At 68.9% G+C, this 16,856-nt stretch carries 12 protein-coding genes; 4 read left to right on the forward strand and 8 right to left on the reverse strand.

Annotated features, from left to right (window positions below):
- Window positions 1-262 precede the first annotated feature (262 nt).
- Window positions 263-1,720 (reverse strand): DUF3631 domain-containing protein, encoded by a 1,458-nt coding sequence (locus tag ACGFU7_RS19250; protein ID WP_393697216.1) that lies wholly within the window; start codon window positions 1,718-1,720, stop codon window positions 263-265.
- 148 nt (window positions 1,721-1,868) lie between these two features.
- On the reverse strand, window positions 1,869-2,063 hold the full coding sequence (locus ACGFU7_RS19255; protein ID WP_329147669.1) for a helix-turn-helix domain-containing protein: 195 nt from the start codon (window positions 2,061-2,063) through the stop codon (window positions 1,869-1,871).
- 120 nt (window positions 2,064-2,183) lie between these two features.
- Here ACGFU7_RS19255 and ACGFU7_RS19260 point away from each other — a divergent pair, with 120 nt between their 5' ends.
- Both ACGFU7_RS19260 and ACGFU7_RS19265 read left to right on the forward strand, forming a co-directional pair.
- Complete coding sequence (locus ACGFU7_RS19260) at window positions 2,184-2,684, forward strand: helix-turn-helix transcriptional regulator (RefSeq protein WP_393697217.1); 501 nt, start codon at window positions 2,184-2,186, stop codon at window positions 2,682-2,684.
- Window positions 2,685-2,708: 24 nt separating this feature from the next.
- Complete coding sequence (locus tag ACGFU7_RS19265) at window positions 2,709-3,827, forward strand: tyrosine-type recombinase/integrase (RefSeq protein ID WP_393697218.1); 1,119 nt, start codon at window positions 2,709-2,711, stop codon at window positions 3,825-3,827.
- Window positions 3,828-3,935: 108 nt separating this feature from the next.
- Here ACGFU7_RS19265 and ACGFU7_RS19270 read toward each other — a convergent pair whose 3' ends face one another.
- Window positions 3,936-5,213: a tyrosine-type recombinase/integrase gene (locus tag ACGFU7_RS19270; protein WP_393697219.1), complete on the reverse strand. Its 1,278-nt coding sequence runs from the start codon at window positions 5,211-5,213 to the stop codon at window positions 3,936-3,938.
- Between the two features lie 902 nt (window positions 5,214-6,115).
- Between ACGFU7_RS19270 and ACGFU7_RS19275 the strand changes: the two genes are divergently transcribed.
- Both ACGFU7_RS19275 and ACGFU7_RS19280 read left to right on the forward strand, forming a co-directional pair.
- Window positions 6,116-7,102, forward strand: coding sequence for an AAA family ATPase (locus ACGFU7_RS19275; RefSeq protein WP_393697220.1), 987 nt, complete (start codon window positions 6,116-6,118; stop codon window positions 7,100-7,102).
- Window positions 7,095-9,737: a S8 family peptidase gene (locus tag ACGFU7_RS19280; RefSeq protein ID WP_393697221.1), complete on the forward strand. Its 2,643-nt coding sequence runs from the start codon at window positions 7,095-7,097 to the stop codon at window positions 9,735-9,737. The genes ACGFU7_RS19275 and ACGFU7_RS19280 overlap by 8 nt, the downstream gene beginning before the upstream one ends.
- 766 nt (window positions 9,738-10,503) lie before the next feature.
- Here ACGFU7_RS19280 and ACGFU7_RS19285 read toward each other — a convergent pair.
- The 5 genes from ACGFU7_RS19285 to ACGFU7_RS19305 form a co-directional block, all read right to left on the reverse strand.
- The gene (locus ACGFU7_RS19285) at window positions 10,504-10,815 is read right to left on the reverse strand and encodes a hypothetical protein (protein WP_364941182.1); all 312 of its coding nucleotides are present in this window, start codon (window positions 10,813-10,815) and stop codon (window positions 10,504-10,506) included.
- Window positions 10,816-11,014: 199 nt separating this feature from the next.
- On the reverse strand, window positions 11,015-12,421 hold the full coding sequence (locus tag ACGFU7_RS19290; protein WP_393697222.1) for a salicylate synthase: 1,407 nt from the start codon (window positions 12,419-12,421) through the stop codon (window positions 11,015-11,017).
- A 64-nt stretch (window positions 12,422-12,485) separates the two neighbouring features.
- The gene (locus ACGFU7_RS19295) at window positions 12,486-14,243 is read right to left on the reverse strand and encodes an ABC transporter ATP-binding protein (protein ID WP_393697223.1); all 1,758 of its coding nucleotides are present in this window, start codon (window positions 14,241-14,243) and stop codon (window positions 12,486-12,488) included.
- On the reverse strand, window positions 14,240-16,126 hold the full coding sequence (locus ACGFU7_RS19300) for an ABC transporter ATP-binding protein (RefSeq protein ID WP_393697224.1): 1,887 nt from the start codon (window positions 16,124-16,126) through the stop codon (window positions 14,240-14,242). Before ACGFU7_RS19300 ends, ACGFU7_RS19295 begins: the two co-directional genes overlap by 4 nt.
- Complete coding sequence (locus ACGFU7_RS19305; RefSeq protein WP_393697225.1) at window positions 16,123-16,851, reverse strand: class I SAM-dependent methyltransferase; 729 nt, start codon at window positions 16,849-16,851, stop codon at window positions 16,123-16,125. The genes ACGFU7_RS19300 and ACGFU7_RS19305 overlap by 4 nt, the downstream gene beginning before the upstream one ends.
- Window positions 16,852-16,856 lie beyond the last annotated feature (5 nt).

Here is a 16,856-nt window from a genome sequence, read left to right on the forward strand (position 1 = left end):
CCAGCTTGCTGCTGGTCGTCGGGTGAGCCTGAACAGCTTCCTGCGGCGGCGGGAGGTGGTGTCGTCGGCGTTCGATTCGGGCATGGTGGTGCTCCGTCAGTCGTGAGGGGTGGTGTCGTCGCATCCGTCGCATCCGTCGCGTGGCTGGTCAGCACAGGTACGGAGAGGGCCGCAGTTACGGAGTGATCCGTAACGCCGAGGAGATCCGTCCCCGCGCTGACCTGCGCGGGGACGGATGCGACGGATTGATGCGGACCTGGTGTCAGCGAGCGGACCTCGCGCCTGCGGGCCCTCCCGGCGGGCCGGTGGGAAGCGACCCGGACGGAGGGGAGGGCGGCTGGCCCTGGGCTGGCCGCGCGAGAGTGGCCCTTCCAGCTGCGGAAACCGGTTCTCCGGGGGCAGGGCAGTATCGGGCCCAGGCGTCCACGAACTGGTTACGGGCGTACGCCTTGGCCTGCCTGCCGTTCTCGAACCGGTAGTTGGCCGGGCTGATACCGAAGTCGCGCAGCAGGTTGGCCAGGTGGTAGGCGTTCATCCCCTTCGTGCCGTACTCCGCCCACGGAGCCTCGGCATCCTGGATCAGCACGGCGAGCAGGTCCTGGCTGCGCAGTGCCTCCTTGCCGCTCTCCTGGTCGAAGACGCGGCGGATGTCACGCAGCAGCCGCGTCTTCAGCGTCGTCTGCTCGTCCTGGACCACCTCGTTGCGCGTCATCGCCAGACAGGCGGCACGTGCCCGCGCGGGCCAGTGCCCGCCAGCGAGGTCGGCGACGATGACCAGCGGCTCCCATGTGTCGGCGGCGCGGTCTTCGACGGGCATCTTCGGCACCGCACCCGCGACGGTGCCGCGCTGCGGGACCAGCCAGTCGGCCAGCCGGTCGCGCAGCGCGTGCAGTTCCGGCACGGAGTACCGCGAACGGAACGGGGTGATCCGCTCGCCCGGCTTGCGCTTCTGCATGCGGATGACGATCGCCCGGTCCATGATCGTGTCCGGCAGGTCACCGATACCGGCCAGCGCCGCCATCGCGAAGGTGGGGAACGCGGTCGGCTTGTGCTCCGGCCCGGAGATCCGCCAGGCGGGCCGGTTGCGCTGGTGCCCGGCGTTCAGCAGGCCGCGCAGGTCCTCCTTGTCGCCAGCCTTGGGGCCGAAGATGGTGTCGGCCTCGTCCACCAGCAGCGTCGGCGGGTTCTTGCCGATGACGCGGAAGACGACCGCCGGGGAGGTGTTCACCGTCATCATCGGCTGGTGGACGGTCTCGTAGAGAACGTCCAGGAGACGGGACTTGCCGCACCCCTTGGTCGGCCCGACCACCGCCAGCCGTGGCGCGTGCTGGAGGCCAGGTTGGATGTGGGAGGCCGCGACCCAGAGCGTGACAGCGGTTAGGGCCTCGTCGCTCGGCAGCACCACGTACCGCCCGATCGCCGTACGGAGGTCGTCCAGCAGCGCGCTGCCTTCGCCTGCTGCCCCGCTGGCGTCTTGGGTTTCTGATCCGCCTGGAGCAGGATCGACTGCGCTGTCCGACGCGGTTGTCGGGGCGCTGACCTGAGCAGGTCGCGAACCGGGTGTGCTCCGATTCGGAGCATCGGAGGTCGCGCCTCCCGTGCCGGCGCGTGGTTCCGTCCGCTCCTCGCGGTTCCGAGGCAGACCCTGGCCCGGGACCGCGATCGGTGGCCAGGCAACACCGGATGCGTTCGAGGTGGCGGGGGACGTAGGGTCCTTCATAGACGTTCCTCTCGGGTGGGGGGCGAGACGGGCAAGGTCTCGCCCCCCACCGGTTCGTTCGTTCAGGGATGGGCGACGTGCAGAGGAATCTCCGGCCCTCGGCGTAGGCGCGCCGAGGGCCTTTGCTGTGTCCGGATGGGCCGAGGGCTCATGAGGCCAGGCCCCAGTCCCCTCCGCCGTCGATCAGCGCGCGCTCGTAGCGCAGCAGTTCGGCCTCGGGGTAGAGCACCCGCTTGCCGACCTTGATGCCGCGCGGTCCCTTCTGGAGATGGCGCCAGTAACGGACGGTGCTCTCGGCGGTGCGGTAGCGCTCGGCGACCTCGGCGGTGGTCAGGTATCGCATGCGCTCCCATTCGGCTAGGTGGCGATTCGATCTGCATAAGCAGTACCTCATGATCGGCGGTTAGCCAAACCGGGAAGCCTATGTTTCAATTCGGATAGCGATAATCGCGATGGAGGTTCGATGGCAGGCGAGAAGGCCGAGGGCGGCGAGGTGCCACTGCTCTACAGCGAAGGCAACGTGGCGGGCCGCGTGGCCCTGGAGCGCGAGGTCAGAGGGTGGAGTACGACCGAGCTGGCCGAGCGCGTGACCAGAGCCGGCGTGAAGATGAACCAGACGGCCGTGTGGCGCATCGAGAACGGCTCGCCCCGCCGCCGGATCAACCTCGATGAGGCGCTCGCCTTCTCCCGCGTCTTCGAGCTTCCCCTCGAAGAGCTCATGTCACCGCCCCTGAAAGGGCTCGACATCAACAGCCGACGGCTCGTCCAGGAAGCCGTCGAGGCGTTCTACGAAACGCGCGACGCCCGCGACCGCCTGCACCGCGCCGTGGTGGCCGTGGCCGACCACATCAAGGCCCACCCCGACAGCTCGCGTGCGATCAACGAGCAGTGCCTCCGCCTCATGGGTGACGAGCGGGACGCTCGCACCCTCACCAGCGACATCGAGGACGGCGGTCACTACTGACAACCGACATACAGGAGAAGCCACTTGGCGAACATCCAGAAGCGCCCCAACGGCAAATGGCGTGCCCGCTACCGCGACCTCGACGGCAAGGAGCATGCCCGCCACTTCGACCGGAAGCTCGACGCACAGCGCTGGCTCGACGAAGTCACGACCAGCGTGGTCACCGGTCAGTACGTCGACCCGCGCTCGGCGAAGAAGCCCTTCAAGGAGTACGCGGAGGAATGGCGAGCCAGCCAGCCGCACCGGCCGTCGACGGCCAAGGCCGTAGCCCAGCACCTGCGTTGCTACGCCTACCCCGTCTGGGAGAAGCGGGCACTCGGCGCGATCAAGCCCGGTGACGTGCAGAGCTGGATCACCAGCCTGACGGCCACCCACAAGCTCGCCGCGAGCACCTCCCGCACCGTCTTCAACACGGTCAACGCCGTCTTCCGGGCAGCGGTCCGCGACCGCATGATTCCGCACAACCCCTGCACCGACGCGAAGCTGCCCTCAGTTCCGAGGAAAAAGGTCATACCCCTGGCCGTCGAGCAGGTGCGGAGGCTGGCCGAGGAGATACCCGGCCGCTACAGGGGCCTGGTCCTGCTGGGCGCTTGCACAGGGCTCCGCCCTGGCGAGCTCTTCGGCCTCCAGCTTCGGCACGTGGACCTGCTGCACGCCACCGTCTCGGTCGAGCAGCAGATCCAGCAGACCGCCAAGCACGGCGTGTACGTCTGCCCACCCAAGACCGCTCGATCGCACCGCACGGTCCCGCTCCCCCGTATAGCGGTGGATGCGATGAAGGCCCACCTGCGGGACTTCCCCGCCGATGGGCCCGAGAGCTGGATCTTCACGGCGCCACAAGGCGGGCCCGTGGTCTACACGCACTTCATGGACGGGTCCTGGCGGCCCGCCTGTGCGAAGGCCGGCATACCGAAGGGCACCGGACCCCACGCCCTCCGGCACCACTACGCCAGCCTGCTGATCAAGCACGGCGAGTCTGTGAAGACGGTCTCCGAGCGCCTCGGCCACACCAACGCGGCCATGACGCTGAACATCTACACCCACCTGTGGCCCGACTCCGAAGAGCGGACCCGGGCCGCCGTCGACAAGGCGTACGCGGACCAGTCCGCCGAGGCCCAGTCGCAGGTCGACAAGGCGGCGTAACCCCTCCCCCGCGTGCCGGACTCGTCCAGCACGCTGCGGACTCCGTGCGGACCGCAAAGGCCGCCCAACCCGCTCCGCCGCAGGTCAGACGGCCTTTCGCCGGACGTATTAGACGTTGAAGCGGAATGTTTGGTGCAGAGCTCCCACCTGCGGAAGCATGGTTTCTGGGGTGCCCATCCCAGCACCATCCCAGCACGGGAGTTCTATCCCAGCACCGTGCAGCCCAGTCGCCTCACCGGCCGCCCCTCGACCCGTCACCTGGGTGCTGAGGCCGGACCCGGTCGGCGCCTCACTCGGGTCCGCCTCAATGAGGGGTGCCGGCCGCATCGCGTTCTGCAGGACCGTACGACAGCGGCCCCAGGCGCTCGGCAGCAGATGCCCGTAGATGTCGATCGTGGTCTTGACCGACCGGTGGCCCAGCCAGCGTGAGACCTCGTGGATCGGGACACCGTGGGCCAAGGCGGTCGAGGCGAAGAAGTGCCGCAGGCTGCCAGGGGTGTATGTCGCCTTGCCGTCCGCGCCGACCAGGCCCGCCGACTGGCACGCCTTTTTGAAGTGGTAGCCGTAGTTGGACGCGGTGGGCATCGTGCTCTTGCCGTGGGAACGCGGGGAGAAGAAGGCTTCAAGCCTGCGCCGCTTGCCCCTCTGCCCGATGAAGATCACGGGCACCGGCTTCCACGTCGACAGGTGAGCGTCCATTTCCTGATCAACAAAGCGGGCGGTCGGAACGTCGCGATATTCGCCTTCCGTCCGATTTTTGAGCGGTACGAAGATCATGCGGCAGTCCGCACGGTGGGCCATGGCACTGACCTGCCAACGGATCCTGACGAATCCGGACCGTCGACCTTCGGTGGAGAAGGCGAGGGCCTCGCTTGGACGCTGGCCAGTGCCCGCCTGCAAATAGACCGCGAGCCGGTATTGCGGCGATATATGCGCCGCAATGAGGTCGACCTCCGTCGGCGTCGGGATTTCATCTTCATCCGCTGCTGCCGGCCTCGCTCGGGATATCCGGACCCCTCGTGCGGGGTTGTCCGGGATCTGTTTGTCGACTACGGCCGCCTCCAGCATGGCGGCCACCACAAGCATGCGATCGTTGACCGTGGAAGCCGCCAGGCCCGCACCCGATCCGTGCAGGCTCTTGGCGAACTGTTCAAAGTCGCGCCGTGCCAGACCGGCCAGAGTCCTATGTCCCAGGCGCGGCACGAGGTGGTTGCGAAAGAAGCCCTCGTAGTTGCGGCGAGTCGTGTCGCCGATGGCTCGTCGCTCGACCCAGTCCTGTGCCCAGACCTGCAGGCGCACAGCTCCCCGAGCGGGATCCAGGAAGGTGCCCGACTTCTTGTCGTTCTCGACGTGGACGACAAAGGCGTCCGCACCGTCCAGGCCCACCCTCCGAGAGAACGACTTCTCCCGTTGCCGGCCCCGCCTGCCGCCCGGCTCCCGATATCGCACTGTCCACCTGTGGCCGCACCTTGGACGTTCGCAGGGATAGCTCGGGTCCCGGACATCCCGCTTGCCCTTTTGGAAAACGCTGGCCACCCACGCTCCCTTTGCTCGTGCCGAGAGCGAGGCAGGCCCCTGGATCGCTCTCCCTGCGGCGCACCAATCCCTGGCCATCCGCGTCAGCGATCCGTCCAGCCCGGCGTGTGCTCCGCCTAGGGACCTCACCGCTGCGACCACCGTCCGCCGAGCGCAGTCCCCCTGATTCACCCAGCACCCGAAACCGTGCTCTCTCTCCTCCAGACAAGCAAGGAAAAATTGACCAAACCACCCCTCGCGGTGAACGTGCAGTCCCGCTCGTGCGCGCCCCGGGCCAAAGGGAAGATCGGCGCGCCCTTCACCCAGCCCTGGAGGGATCAACCGCCTCCCACCCCACCTGACGGGCGGCGGCGGGTGGCAAAGCGCCCCAGCCGGCCGGACCGGGATCTTCGTAGCGAGCGCTCACTTCTCGCCGGCAGATCCTCGATCCGGAAGCAGACCGAGGGACTGAAGGGACGCGGGTCCCGAGAAGGGCGTCGAGCGCATAGGTGTCCTGCGCTCGGCCCTCGATCGGCATGCATGATTCGGACATCACCGGCAGACGGCCCTGCCGCAGCCTGGATGAGAGATGGGTCCCAGGCCAGCAGGCTGCGCGAGGTTCTCTCGCCGCGATCCACTCTTTCGGACATCTCGGCCAGCGGCGGATCCGGGCAGCAGCCTGGAGCCCAGGGCCGTACGATGCAGGCGCAGGGGCCCGCTGATTTGGGTATACCTCTTCTAACAGGCAGTCCACATCGGAGGGTGACAGGCGTATGGCGGCGAACGCCGATCACCTGAAAGCTCTCGTGCGGGCGCACTCCGAAGCCAACGACGACCTCTTTTACAGCGTCGCTCTGCAAGTTGCGGCGAAGTCCGCCCGCCAGGGGCAGGGAAAGTTCGCCGTAGAGCTGCGCGAGCTGGTCGAGGCCGCCCAACACCGGCAGGGGAGGCCGGACACCCCGCGTGCCGCTACCCCGGTGGTGCAGCCCCGCGGTGAGCTGACCAGTCTCCTGACTGCAGGCTATCCGGACACCCAGCTCGACGACATGACCCTGGACGCCGGACTGCGCGCCTCGCTGGATCGCGTGCTGCACGAACAGCGACAGCGTGCACGGCTGGAGCGTTTCGGCTTTACCCCGGTGCACCGCATTCTGCTGTCCGGGCCTCCAGGGACGGGCAAGAGCATGACGGCAGCGGCCCTGGCCGGAGAGCTGAAACTGCCCCTGTTCACCATTCGCCTGGACGGTCTGATCAGCCGGTTCATGGGCGAGACCGCCGCCAAACTGCGTCTGGTCTTCGACGCCGTGGCTCAGACCCGAGCGGTCTACCTGTTCGATGAATTCGACGCTCTGGGAGCCGAACGGGCGGCAGGCAACGACGTCGGCGAAGCCCGCAGGATCCTCAACTCATTTCTGCTGTTCCTTGATGAGGCGCCCTCTGAGAGTCTCGTGGTGGCCGGAACCAACCACCACCAGCTTCTGGACCAGGCTCTGTTCCGTCGCTTCGACATGATCGCCACCTATGGCCCTCCCACCGGGGAGGAAGCTGTACAGGTGCTGCAGCGACGTCTAGCCGGAATGGACACAAGCACACTACGGTGGGGCCTCGTGACAGAACGTGCATCGGGCCTGAGTCACGCCGAGCTGGTCAAAGCGGCGGAAGCAGCGGCCAAACGAGCCATCCTGGCTGACGGGGACGTGGTGGACGAGCAGCTGCTGCTGGAAGCCCTGAGCGAGCGGCACGCCTCCCACCATGCCTGAGCCCGGCACTCCCGCACGGCTCAGTCCGCACCTGATCGTGCCCTGGGAGGCCGCCACCCTCACGCCGCGCTCCGAGGCTGCCGGCGGGAGCGGTCCGGACCTGGTTCAGCACACGGACCGGCAGGGGCACGCCGATGCTTTGGTGGACGGGCTGGAGAAGGCCCGCCGTGAGGCGACCCAGCTCATGCAGCAGGTTCCCGAGGACCGTCAGCCTGACGGTTTCGCGGTGCGTATCGAGGCGGCTCGCGACCATCCTCTGAGCTTGGAGCGCTTGGACGCATCGGGCCTGACACTCATGAGCAGCCACCCGCAGACCGAGAACAGTCAGCAGGACGCGCTGGTCTGGATCCCCTTCGACAAAGTCGCCTCGTTCACCCAGCGGATCGCCGACTTCACGGATGACACCACCGGCGGCAACCCCAAGCAGGCCGTTCTGGTGGCCAATATGGAACAGGTCCAGCGGGCTCTGCTGGAGCACCTCTGGCAGGAGCGGCAGGATCTGCCGCCGCTGGATGAGGAGCGGTGGTGGGAGTTGTGGTTCGATCCGCGGATCTCGCCGACGGCGGTTGCCACCTTGCGTTCCCTGGCCGAAGAGCGTCGCTGGCAGGTCAGTGAACGGGCGATCCATGTCGGGGAACGCCTGGTGGCGCACGTCTCGACGACCGGTAACGAGCTGGCGTTCCTGTTGGCTACGAACGCCTGCCCTGCTGAGATCCGCAGTCCTACCTTTGCCGAGGGCCTTTACGCCGTCGACCGCGAGTTCCGCGTGGACCTCGTCAAGGATCTCGCCGCGCGCATTGAGCCGGCCGCACCGGAGTCCCCGGCGGTATGCATCCTGGACACAGGGATAGCCCAGGAGCACGCCCTGCTGAAGCCCGCGTTGCACGAGCGCGCCTACAGCGTGCTCCCTGGCAGCACACCGGCCGACCGGATCGGGCACGGCACGCAGATGGCCGGGCTCGCCCTCTTCGGAGACTTCGCCGCAGCCCTTGAATCACAAGGTCCCGTCGTCCTCGGTCACGGCCTTGAGTCCGTGAAGATCCTCAACGACGCTCACACACCCGACGCATCCCCGCGCACCTGTGCGGAAACGACCGCGAACGCGGTCGCGACCGCTGAGATCGGCAACGGCGGCCCCGCACCGTCCGGACGGGTCTTCTCGATGGCCGTCACCCGGCAGTCCGGGGAAGGGGAGAACGGCGTAGACGGCACCGCGACCCTGTGGTCAGCCACCCTGGACGCCCTGGCAGCAGGCACGGACGTCACCGTCCGGGACGACCGGATCGAGCTGGTCGGAGCTCCCGATCCTGAAGCGTCACGCCTGATCATCGTCAGCGCCGGCAACATCCGCGGTGCTGTCCCCCACCAGATGCGCCGCGACGACGGCACGCTGGATCCTCTGCTTCTGTCCGACCTGTCGCGCATCGAGGAACCCGCCCAGGCACACAACGTACTCACCGTCGGGGCATGCACGCACATGGACGCCGTCCCCGATTCCGCCCTGTTCCGGGGATACCGTCCGCTGGCGGCGCCTGGCGCCCTGTCCCCCTTCAGCCGGACCTCGGTGGCGCTGACCAACGCAGTCATCACCAAGCCCGACATCGTTCTGGAGGGCGGCAACATGCTCGTCGCCCCTGACGACAGCATCCTGGACGCACACGATCTGGTGAGCGTGGCGACCACCCACCACGACCCTGCGCGTCAGCTGACCTGGACGAACGCCACGAGCGCTGCCACGGCCCAGGCGGCTGCCCTCGCCGCCACGGCGATGAGCGCCTACCCCGGGCTGCGGCCGGAGACGGTTCGTGCCCTTCTCGTCCACGAAGCCCAGTGGACCCCTGCCATGGTCGAGCAGGGCCTGTTCAAGAAGACCGGCTCCCCCAAACTCGCCAAGGGCGACGTGATGCGACAGGTGATCCGCCGGTACGGGTGGGGCATGCCCACCGCCGAACGTATCCGCAGCAGCGCCTCGAACGCCGTCACCATGATCATCCAGAACACCCTGGTGCCCTACAAGGTCAAGGGCGGACAGGTCCGCCTGGCCGAACTCAAGCTGCACGAGCTGCCGTGGCCCCTGGAACAACTGCGCGACCTGGCCGAGACCACCGTCGACCTGCGCGTAACGCTCGCCTACATGATCGAGCCCAATCCCGGCCGGCGCGGCATGCTCGGCCGCTACAGCTACGCCTCACACGGCCTTCGCTTCGCCATCAAAGGCCCCACCGAATCCAGCGACTCCTTCCAGAGGCGACTGGCCGAACAAGCCGAACACGAAAGCGACGGCCTCGGCAACCCCAGGGCGTTCGAGTCCAACAACAGGTGGCTGGTGGGCCCCCGAGCCCGCAACCTCGGCTCCCTGCACGCCGACATCTGGCGCGGATCGGCGGCCGAACTCGCCGACTGCGGCACGCTCGCCGTCTACCCCGTCGGAGGCTGGTGGAAGGCGAACAGGCGCAACAACCGCATCGGCCTGCCCGTCAGCTACGCCCTCTTGATCTCCCTGCGCACACCAGAGGTCTCCACCGACCTGTACACGCCCATCGCCACCCGGCTCGGCGTGTCGATCGGAATAGCCCCACACGCCCAGACCGAAATCGTGGACGGTATCCCAATTCAGATGGAATTCGGCTGGTAGATACGCCTTACAGGCCCGGGCCCCGTCAGTGGGCACGGAGCGGTCTGCATGAAACCGGCCACCGGCTGCATCCGCTTCGTGTGGGCCCAGGGACCGTATGCTCCCTGGGCCCATACGAAGGGGCACTCTTGTCGGCGGTTGGCCGGGTCACGCTTCCCTGAGCTTGTTCACGATCCATTCGCCGATTTCGCGGGTCATGGTCGTGTGGCCCGTCGCACAACGTCGGTCGGTGCTCTGCGGTGACGCCCCAACCGCCCCGTTCGACCGCCTTCCACCGCTCGTCGGTGAACGGCGCCCTGCACTCGCAGCAGACGAGACGGCCGGGGTAACGCCGCGAGCTCTTTGGCGGTCTCGTGGGAGAGGAGGTCCCCGATGAGCTGGAGCAGCTCTCTCAGCCGCTTGCCGCTGGCGTCGATCACAACCGCGTGGTGGTATTCGTCGCCGATGTCCAGTCCGGCCCAGATCGGGCACGTTCCCCTCCGCCAGCTCCTCGTCGTAACCGGCCCCGCAGACGACCTCGCCGACGTCGCCTTACGAAGCGATCGAGTCGCGATTCCCATATTGGTGGTCGCGTCGTCGCGGGGCTTTGGTCAGCCAAGTTGACCTAAGCCATAGCAACTGCAACAGGCAACGAGCCATACCCAGAGCTCCTGGGTTCCGCACTCACGCCTGCGCAGGCTTTCTGTGCGGGAATACGAAAGAGCGCAGAATGCATCCACGAGAATAGGGGTGCATTCTGAGTTCTCGGATGGCGCACGCGAAACAGTCAGTGGTCGTCCCAGTGGCCCTCGTGAGCCGCGTGCCGGTGGCCGTCGTGCACGTAGTCCATGTGGTCACCATGCGGAACCGCCACATGCCCGCAGCCCTCGCCGTGCGCGTGGGCATGTTCGGGATGCTCCCAATGCTCGCCAGCCTCGCACTCGTCCGCGTGGCCGTCGTGCTCACGGTGCAGATGCCCGTCGTGTACGTAGTCGACATGATCGCCGTGAGGGACTGCGACGTGCCCGCAGCCCGCAGCGTGCGCATGGTCATGACCGGGGTGCGGCTGATGTTGCAGGGACGTCGCCACTTCACTCATCTCCATGAATTCAGACCACCGCCCATTTTGTGGCGGCAGCTTTCAGCGTCCTCCTGTTTTGTACTCTCCCGGCCGAGGCCGTCACAGAGAACACGCATCGGCAAGCAGGCTAATTACCCAGCGTGCTATCGATAACGATTATCGGTGCCATATCTGGGAATGCATTTCACCGGCTTCGGTGCACTATCGAATCTGGCTTCTACTTAATGGCGAACCTCAGGTGCGGGGCGACGCTGCGGAGCTTTTCGCAGGTCTCCTCGATCTCGCGTTCGGGGCTGGACTGAGCGGTGACTCCCGCGCCCGCGCGTAGCCACGTCTCGTCGCCCGCGCCGATGAGGGTGCGCAGGACGAGGGCGGCGTCGAGGGTGCCACCGGTGCTCCCCCGAAAGACCGCGCCGCCGTACAAGCCGCGTGGCCCCTCCTCGTGGCGGGCCAGGGTCTGGAGGGCGGAGCGTTTGGAGACTCCTGTGGCGGTGATCGCCGGGAAGAGCGAGGCGAAGGCGTCCCACGGTCCGGCATCGGGCCGCAGCCGGCCTGTCACACGTGAGGCGAGGTGCTGCACCGAACCGCGCGGCCGGACCGCCATGAACTCCTCGACGGTGACAGACCCTGGCCGGCACACCGCCGCCATCTCGTCCCAGGCGAGGCGTACGGATACGGCGTGCTCGTGCACCTCTTTGGGATCGGTGAGCAGTTCCGTGCGCAGGCGCTCGTTCTCCGTCGGATCCGTCCCATGTGCGCGGGTGCCTGCGAGGGGCTGGGTGCTGACGCGGCCGTCCTCGCCGACCTCCAGGACGGTCTCCGGGCTGAACCCGGCCGCCCGGTAGCCCCCGAGTTCCAGCAGGTAGGAGCGGGCCGGGGTGTTGGCCCGGCGGCCCGTGAGATAGGTCGCGGGGAAGTCCACGGATGGCGCGGCGGGCAGCGGAACCTTCCGGGAGACAACGGCCTTCTCCAGGAGCCCGGCGCGGATGTCCTCGACCGTTCGGGACACCACCCTGCCATAGGCGTCCGTGTCGGCCGCGATGATCCGCTCGGACACCTCCGGGGTCGTCCCGCCCGGAGCGAGATGTCGCGTAGTCGGCTCCGCCAGCAGGTCGGAGACCTTGCGGAGCCACGCCTCGTCCACCGCGCGGATCACGGTCCGGTCCCCGGTGAGGGTCACCTCGACCGACGGGATCAGCGCGTGCAGCAGAGGCCCGTCACCGGTGGCCTCGGGGTCCGCGTGGAGGAGGTGGGCGAGTTCGAAGGCGGCCCAGCCGCAGAAGTGACGTTCGCTGTCGTGCGCGCCGTGCGCTGCCGAGAGGGCGCTCAGTGCGTCGGCGAACATCGTCAGCGGCCTGTCGTCGGTGGGAGACGTCCAGGTGCGCCCCGCCGCTCGCGCCGTGATGCCGGCCGCGTGCGCGGTGAGGCTCTCGGCGGAGCCCGCAGCGAAGTGCCAGACGCCGGCTGCTGCCTCGTAGACCATGTACTGGTCGGCGAGGGCGGCTTGGGCGAGGCGGGTGGCCGTGGCCGCGGGGTCGTCGCAGGGCTCCAGGGTGCTTGAGCGCGCCAGTCGCGGGACGGCACCCGCCCACGCGTCCCAGGTCTTCCTCAGGCCGGTGCTCATCGTGTCATGTCCTCTCTCTGGCGCTGCGGCTGTGTCCGGTGGATCGCTGGTGCGTGGTGGGGAGTCATGGCCGTGCCGCCTCCAGTCGCCAGCCGTGGGCCCGGGTCCGGCGCTGCCAGAAGGACGCGTAGGTGCCGCCCGCCGTGACGAGGTCGTCGTGCGTGCCTCGTTCGGTGATCTCACCGTCCTCCAGGACCAGGATCTGGTCCGCGTGGACGACGGTGCTCAGCCGGTGCGCGATGACCAGCAGAGTTTTGCGGTCGGCCAGGGCGCGCACGGCATCGGCGAACAACGCCTCGTTCTCCTGGTCGAGCGCGGCCGTGGCCTCGTCGAGGATGAGGATGGGAGCGTCCTTCAGCAGTGCGCGGGCGATGGACACGCGCTGGCGCTGCCCTCCCGACAGCCTCGCCCCGCCCTCCCCCACCTTGGTGTCCCAGCCGTCGGGAAGCTCCGTGATCACCCGGTCGAGCCCGGACAGGGCGGCGGCAGTCGCCAGTTCGTCCGGGGCGGCGTCCGGGGACGCGATCCTGACGTTCTCCTCGATGGTTCCGTCGAAGAGGTAGACGTCCTGGAAGACGAGGGAGACGTGGGCGGCCAGGTCGTCGGCGGCGATCTCGCGGACATCGACTCCGCCGATGCGGACCGTGCCGTCCGTGGTGTCACGGAAGCGGGCGATCAGCGCGGCGACCGTGGTCTTGCCGGCGCCGGAGGGCCCGACCAGTGCGGTCATGCTGCGCTCGGGCAGGCGGAACGTCACGTCGTTGAGGACCGGGCGTGCGGAAGCTGCGTCGGCCGTCCCGTCGGTGTAGCGGAAGCCGACCCCGGAGAACTCCACGCTCGCGTCACGGGGTGTCTGCGGCTCGACGGGCTGGGGGAACGGCGGTTCGTCGAGGACGGCGCCGAGCCGTTCGAGGGTGTTGCGGGCGATGCGCATGCCCGCGCCGGCCTCGGCTGCGGACGACACGCTGTCGATGAGCCGCACCAGCAGGACCAGGAGGGCCAGCAGGGTGGGGACGGTGAGCGACCCGTCGAGCTGCCAGGAGACCCCGAGTGCGAGCAGCAGGGCGAACACGAGTCGGGTGGCGAAGGTGAACGAGACCAGGCCGGGGAGGCCGCGCGCGATGAGCCGCCGATCGGCGCGTGCCTCGGCCACCAACGCGTCGTCCAGCGCTCCGTAACCCTCCGCGGTCCGGCCGAACGCCCGCAGGACCGGCTGGTTGCGCGTGTACTCCAGCACGCGGTCCGCGGATTCGCCGGCCGCGGCGTCGCGGCCGAGGTCGAGTCGGCGCATCATCGCGGTGCTGGCCAACTGGACGGCGAACAGCACGGGCGCGCAGACCAGGAGCACCAGGGCGGTGCGGACGTCGAAGAAGAAGGTGGCGATGACCAGTGTCACCGGGGTGAGAAGGGAGGTGAGGAATGGGCGCAGCAGGTGGGCCGGTGTGCTCATCACCTGGATGACGTTCTGTCCGGCCAGTCTGCTGAACTCGGCCGTGCGGCCGTCGGTGAACCAGCCCATCGGCAGGCGCAGGGCCTGGTCGGCCAGTCGGCGGTGCAGCACCCGGGAAAGCTGGGAGCCGACGGTGAACCCGCCGCTCAGCGCGGCGCCCTGCAGCGCCGCGTAACCGAGTACGCAGCCGGAGAACGCCGTCAGCCAGGGCCAGACGTCGTCGGGGTCCGCGCCGAGCAGGGCCTGAAGGACCGGCACGAGGAGGGCGAAGGCCACTCCTTGCAGGACGGCCGCACCGGACTGGAGGACCAGCAGCCGGTTCAGCGGGCGGGAGCCTTCCGGTCCCAGGACGCGGTAGAGGTGACGGATCATCGTGCACTTCCTTCTCGGATGTCGTCCGCCCTGCGGCCGGCTCCCACGGGTGCGGACCGGTGGTGCGGTAGGCCATCGCTCTCGTCCGGGCCCGCGGTCCGCTGGGCCTCCCACAGCGCGGCGTAGCGGCCCTGAGCGGCCAGGAGGTCGTCGTGGCGGCCCTGTTCGGTGACGCGTCCGTCCTCCAGCACCACGATGCGGTCGGCGGAGCGGATGGTCGACAGCCGGTGGGCGATGACGAGGAGGGTCCGGCCGGCCGCGAGCTCGGACAGCGCGTCCTGGATCAGCGCCTCGGAGTGCGGGTCGGCGTACGCGGTCGCCTCGTCGAGGACGAGAACGGGGGCGTCGGCGAGCAGTGCCCTCGCGATGGAAAGGCGTTGGGCCTCCCCACCGGAGAGGGTGACGGTCGTGCCGAGTTCGGTGGCGTAGCCGTCAGGCAGGGCCGTGATGCGGTCGTGGATGCGGGCGGCGCGGGCGCACCGCTCGACCTCCTCGTCAGTGGCGTCGGGACGGCCCAGCCGAATGTTGTCGGCGACGCTCGCGCGCAACAGCCGCACGTCCTGGAGGACGAAGCCGACCCGGCGGTACAGCTCGGCCGCGGGGATGTCGCGGAGGTCGACGCCGCCGAGGGTGACCGTACCGGCGGTGACGTCGTGGAAGCGGGGCAGCAGCGACGCCAGGGTGGACTTGCCGGAGCCGGAGGGGCCGACCAGCGCGGTGACCGTGCCGGGCGCGAGGTCGAGATCGACACCGCTGAGGACGTCGGCCCGCCCGTCGTAGGAGAACGACACCCCACGCAAGGAAACGTGATGGCCGTCGGGCAGGGCCGGGTTTGCCGGCTCGGGGAGCGTGGGGGCGTGCAGCAGTGCCGTGATGCGTACGGCGGCGGCCTGGCCGGCACGGATCTGCTGGATGCGGGGGCCCACCACGCCCATGGGGGCGGCGACGGCGGGGCCGAGCAGGAGGAAGGGGACGAGTTCGGCGCCGGTCATCCAGTCCTGGGTGATGAACACCGCGCCCAGAACGGACAGGAGCAGCAGGACCACGGCCGGCGCCACCACCAGGATCGCGGCGGTGGAGGTCACCAGGGTGGACCGGACCCAGCCGGAGAAGAAGTCGGCGAAGCCCTCGGTCGCGCGCACGAAACGCTCGTGGGCCTTGCTCCCGCGCCCGAAGCTCTTGAACACGGCGATGCCGGAGGCGAACTCCACCGCGGCTGCGGATATCCGTCCCAGGGCGGCACCGAACTCGGCCATCTGTCCCGCCGCGCCCGCCATGGCCCGGCTGAACAGGTACACGCCCAGCAGCAGGGGCACCACGCTGACGAGGGCCAGACGCCAGTCGACCGTGAACAGGTAGGCCAGTGCCAGCACCGGGGCGGTGAGGACCGCGACGACATCGAGCAGGGTGTGGGCGAACAGCGTGTGCAGCGCGCTCACGTCGTCCTGCACGGCCTGCTTGACCTCGCCGGTGCCTCGTTCGGTGAGCCGGCCGAGCGGCAGCCGTCCGATGTGCCGGGCGAGCCGGCGGCGGAGGGTGAGCTGGAGGTTGTTGTCGGCGATGTGGGCGAGGGCTCCGGCCGCCGTGCCGCACACCAGGGCGACGAAGCCCGAGGAGCAGGCCAGGACCACCAGCGGCCAGAGGGCGTCGCCGTCGGCCGGGGGCCCAGCGGTGAGGAGTTCGGCGATGCGGGAGACGGCGATGAAGGGGACCACACCGGCGAGGGCGGCGACGGCCTGGAGGCCCGTGGCGAGGGCCAGTCGGCCGCGGACCGGCTCGGCGAGCGCGCGGAGCGGAGTCGGAGTGAGGCGGGGGCCCGTGCTGTCGGCAGCGGTATCCGCGGCTGCCGGGGCCTGACCGGCCCCGGGCGGTTGTGACTTCACTTGACGAGTACTCCGATTTCGGGGATGGGCCTGCCGCCGGCCTCGGTGATGCGGCGGCTGGTCATGCCGGCCTCGCGGGCCAGCCGGGCGACGTCGAAGGTGTGCCAGTCGTAGGTGTCGGAGACCTCACGCACGGTGCGGCCGTCGCGCAGCACCTTCCATGTGGTGGTGAACCGCATGGCGTCGCCGTCGGTGGGTTCGCCGCCGATCCACCACTCGTACGTCTGGCGTCCGATGGTCTCCCTGAGGGACATGACGGGTGGGATGACGCGGGGCGCGGTCACTCCCATGAGTTCGACGACGATGGGCGCACCGTCCGGAAGGCGGTCCGCGAGCCGTTTCCACAGCGCGACGCGTTCGGGGACGGTGAGGTGACCGGCTACGCCGAAGATCACGACGGCGGAGAGCCGTTCGGGCAGGACGAGGTCCTGGGCGGCGCCGTCCATGACGGTCACGCGCTTGCGCAGGTCCGGGTCGCGGGCGACCCGGGAGGTGAGCATGGCGCGCATGGTGGCCGAGGGCTCGGCCGCGAGGATCTCCGCCTCGGGCAGGGCGGAGGCGATGACCTCCGTCACGCGTCCGGTGCCCGCCCCGATCTCCAGGACGGGGCCGTGGGACGTGTCCAGACCCGTGAGGACGCGGGCCAGCGGCGGGCCGCTGCTGGCCGTGTGCCGGGTGGCGACCAGTTCGTAGAACTCGGCCGAGGTCGAGTAGTAGTCGATCACGGCGT

The organism is Streptomyces sp. NPDC048473, assembly GCF_043200155.1.
Classification (GTDB): domain Bacteria; phylum Actinomycetota; class Actinomycetes; order Streptomycetales; family Streptomycetaceae; genus Streptomyces.

Excerpts from the sequence above, each read along its gene's own strand:
- ACGFU7_RS19280 (WP_393697221.1), top strand. The coding sequence starts at position 7,095 with ATGCCTGAGCCCGGCACTCCCGCACGGCTCAGTCCGCACCTGATCGTG.
- ACGFU7_RS19260 (WP_393697217.1), top strand. The coding sequence starts at position 2,184 with ATGGCAGGCGAGAAGGCCGAGGGCGGCGAGGTGCCACTGCTCTACAGC.
- ACGFU7_RS19290 (WP_393697222.1), bottom strand. The coding sequence starts at position 12,421 with ATGAGCACCGGCCTGAGGAAGACCTGGGACGCGTGGGCGGGTGCCGTC.
- ACGFU7_RS19295 (WP_393697223.1), bottom strand. The coding sequence starts at position 14,243 with ATGATCCGTCACCTCTACCGCGTCCTGGGACCGGAAGGCTCCCGCCCG.
- ACGFU7_RS19250 (WP_393697216.1), bottom strand. The coding sequence starts at position 1,720 with ATGAAGGACCCTACGTCCCCCGCCACCTCGAACGCATCCGGTGTTGCC.
- ACGFU7_RS19275 (WP_393697220.1), top strand. The coding sequence starts at position 6,116 with ATGGCGGCGAACGCCGATCACCTGAAAGCTCTCGTGCGGGCGCACTCC.
- ACGFU7_RS19285 (WP_364941182.1), bottom strand. The coding sequence starts at position 10,815 with ATGAGTGAAGTGGCGACGTCCCTGCAACATCAGCCGCACCCCGGTCAT.
- ACGFU7_RS19255 (WP_329147669.1), bottom strand. The coding sequence starts at position 2,063 with ATGCGATACCTGACCACCGCCGAGGTCGCCGAGCGCTACCGCACCGCC.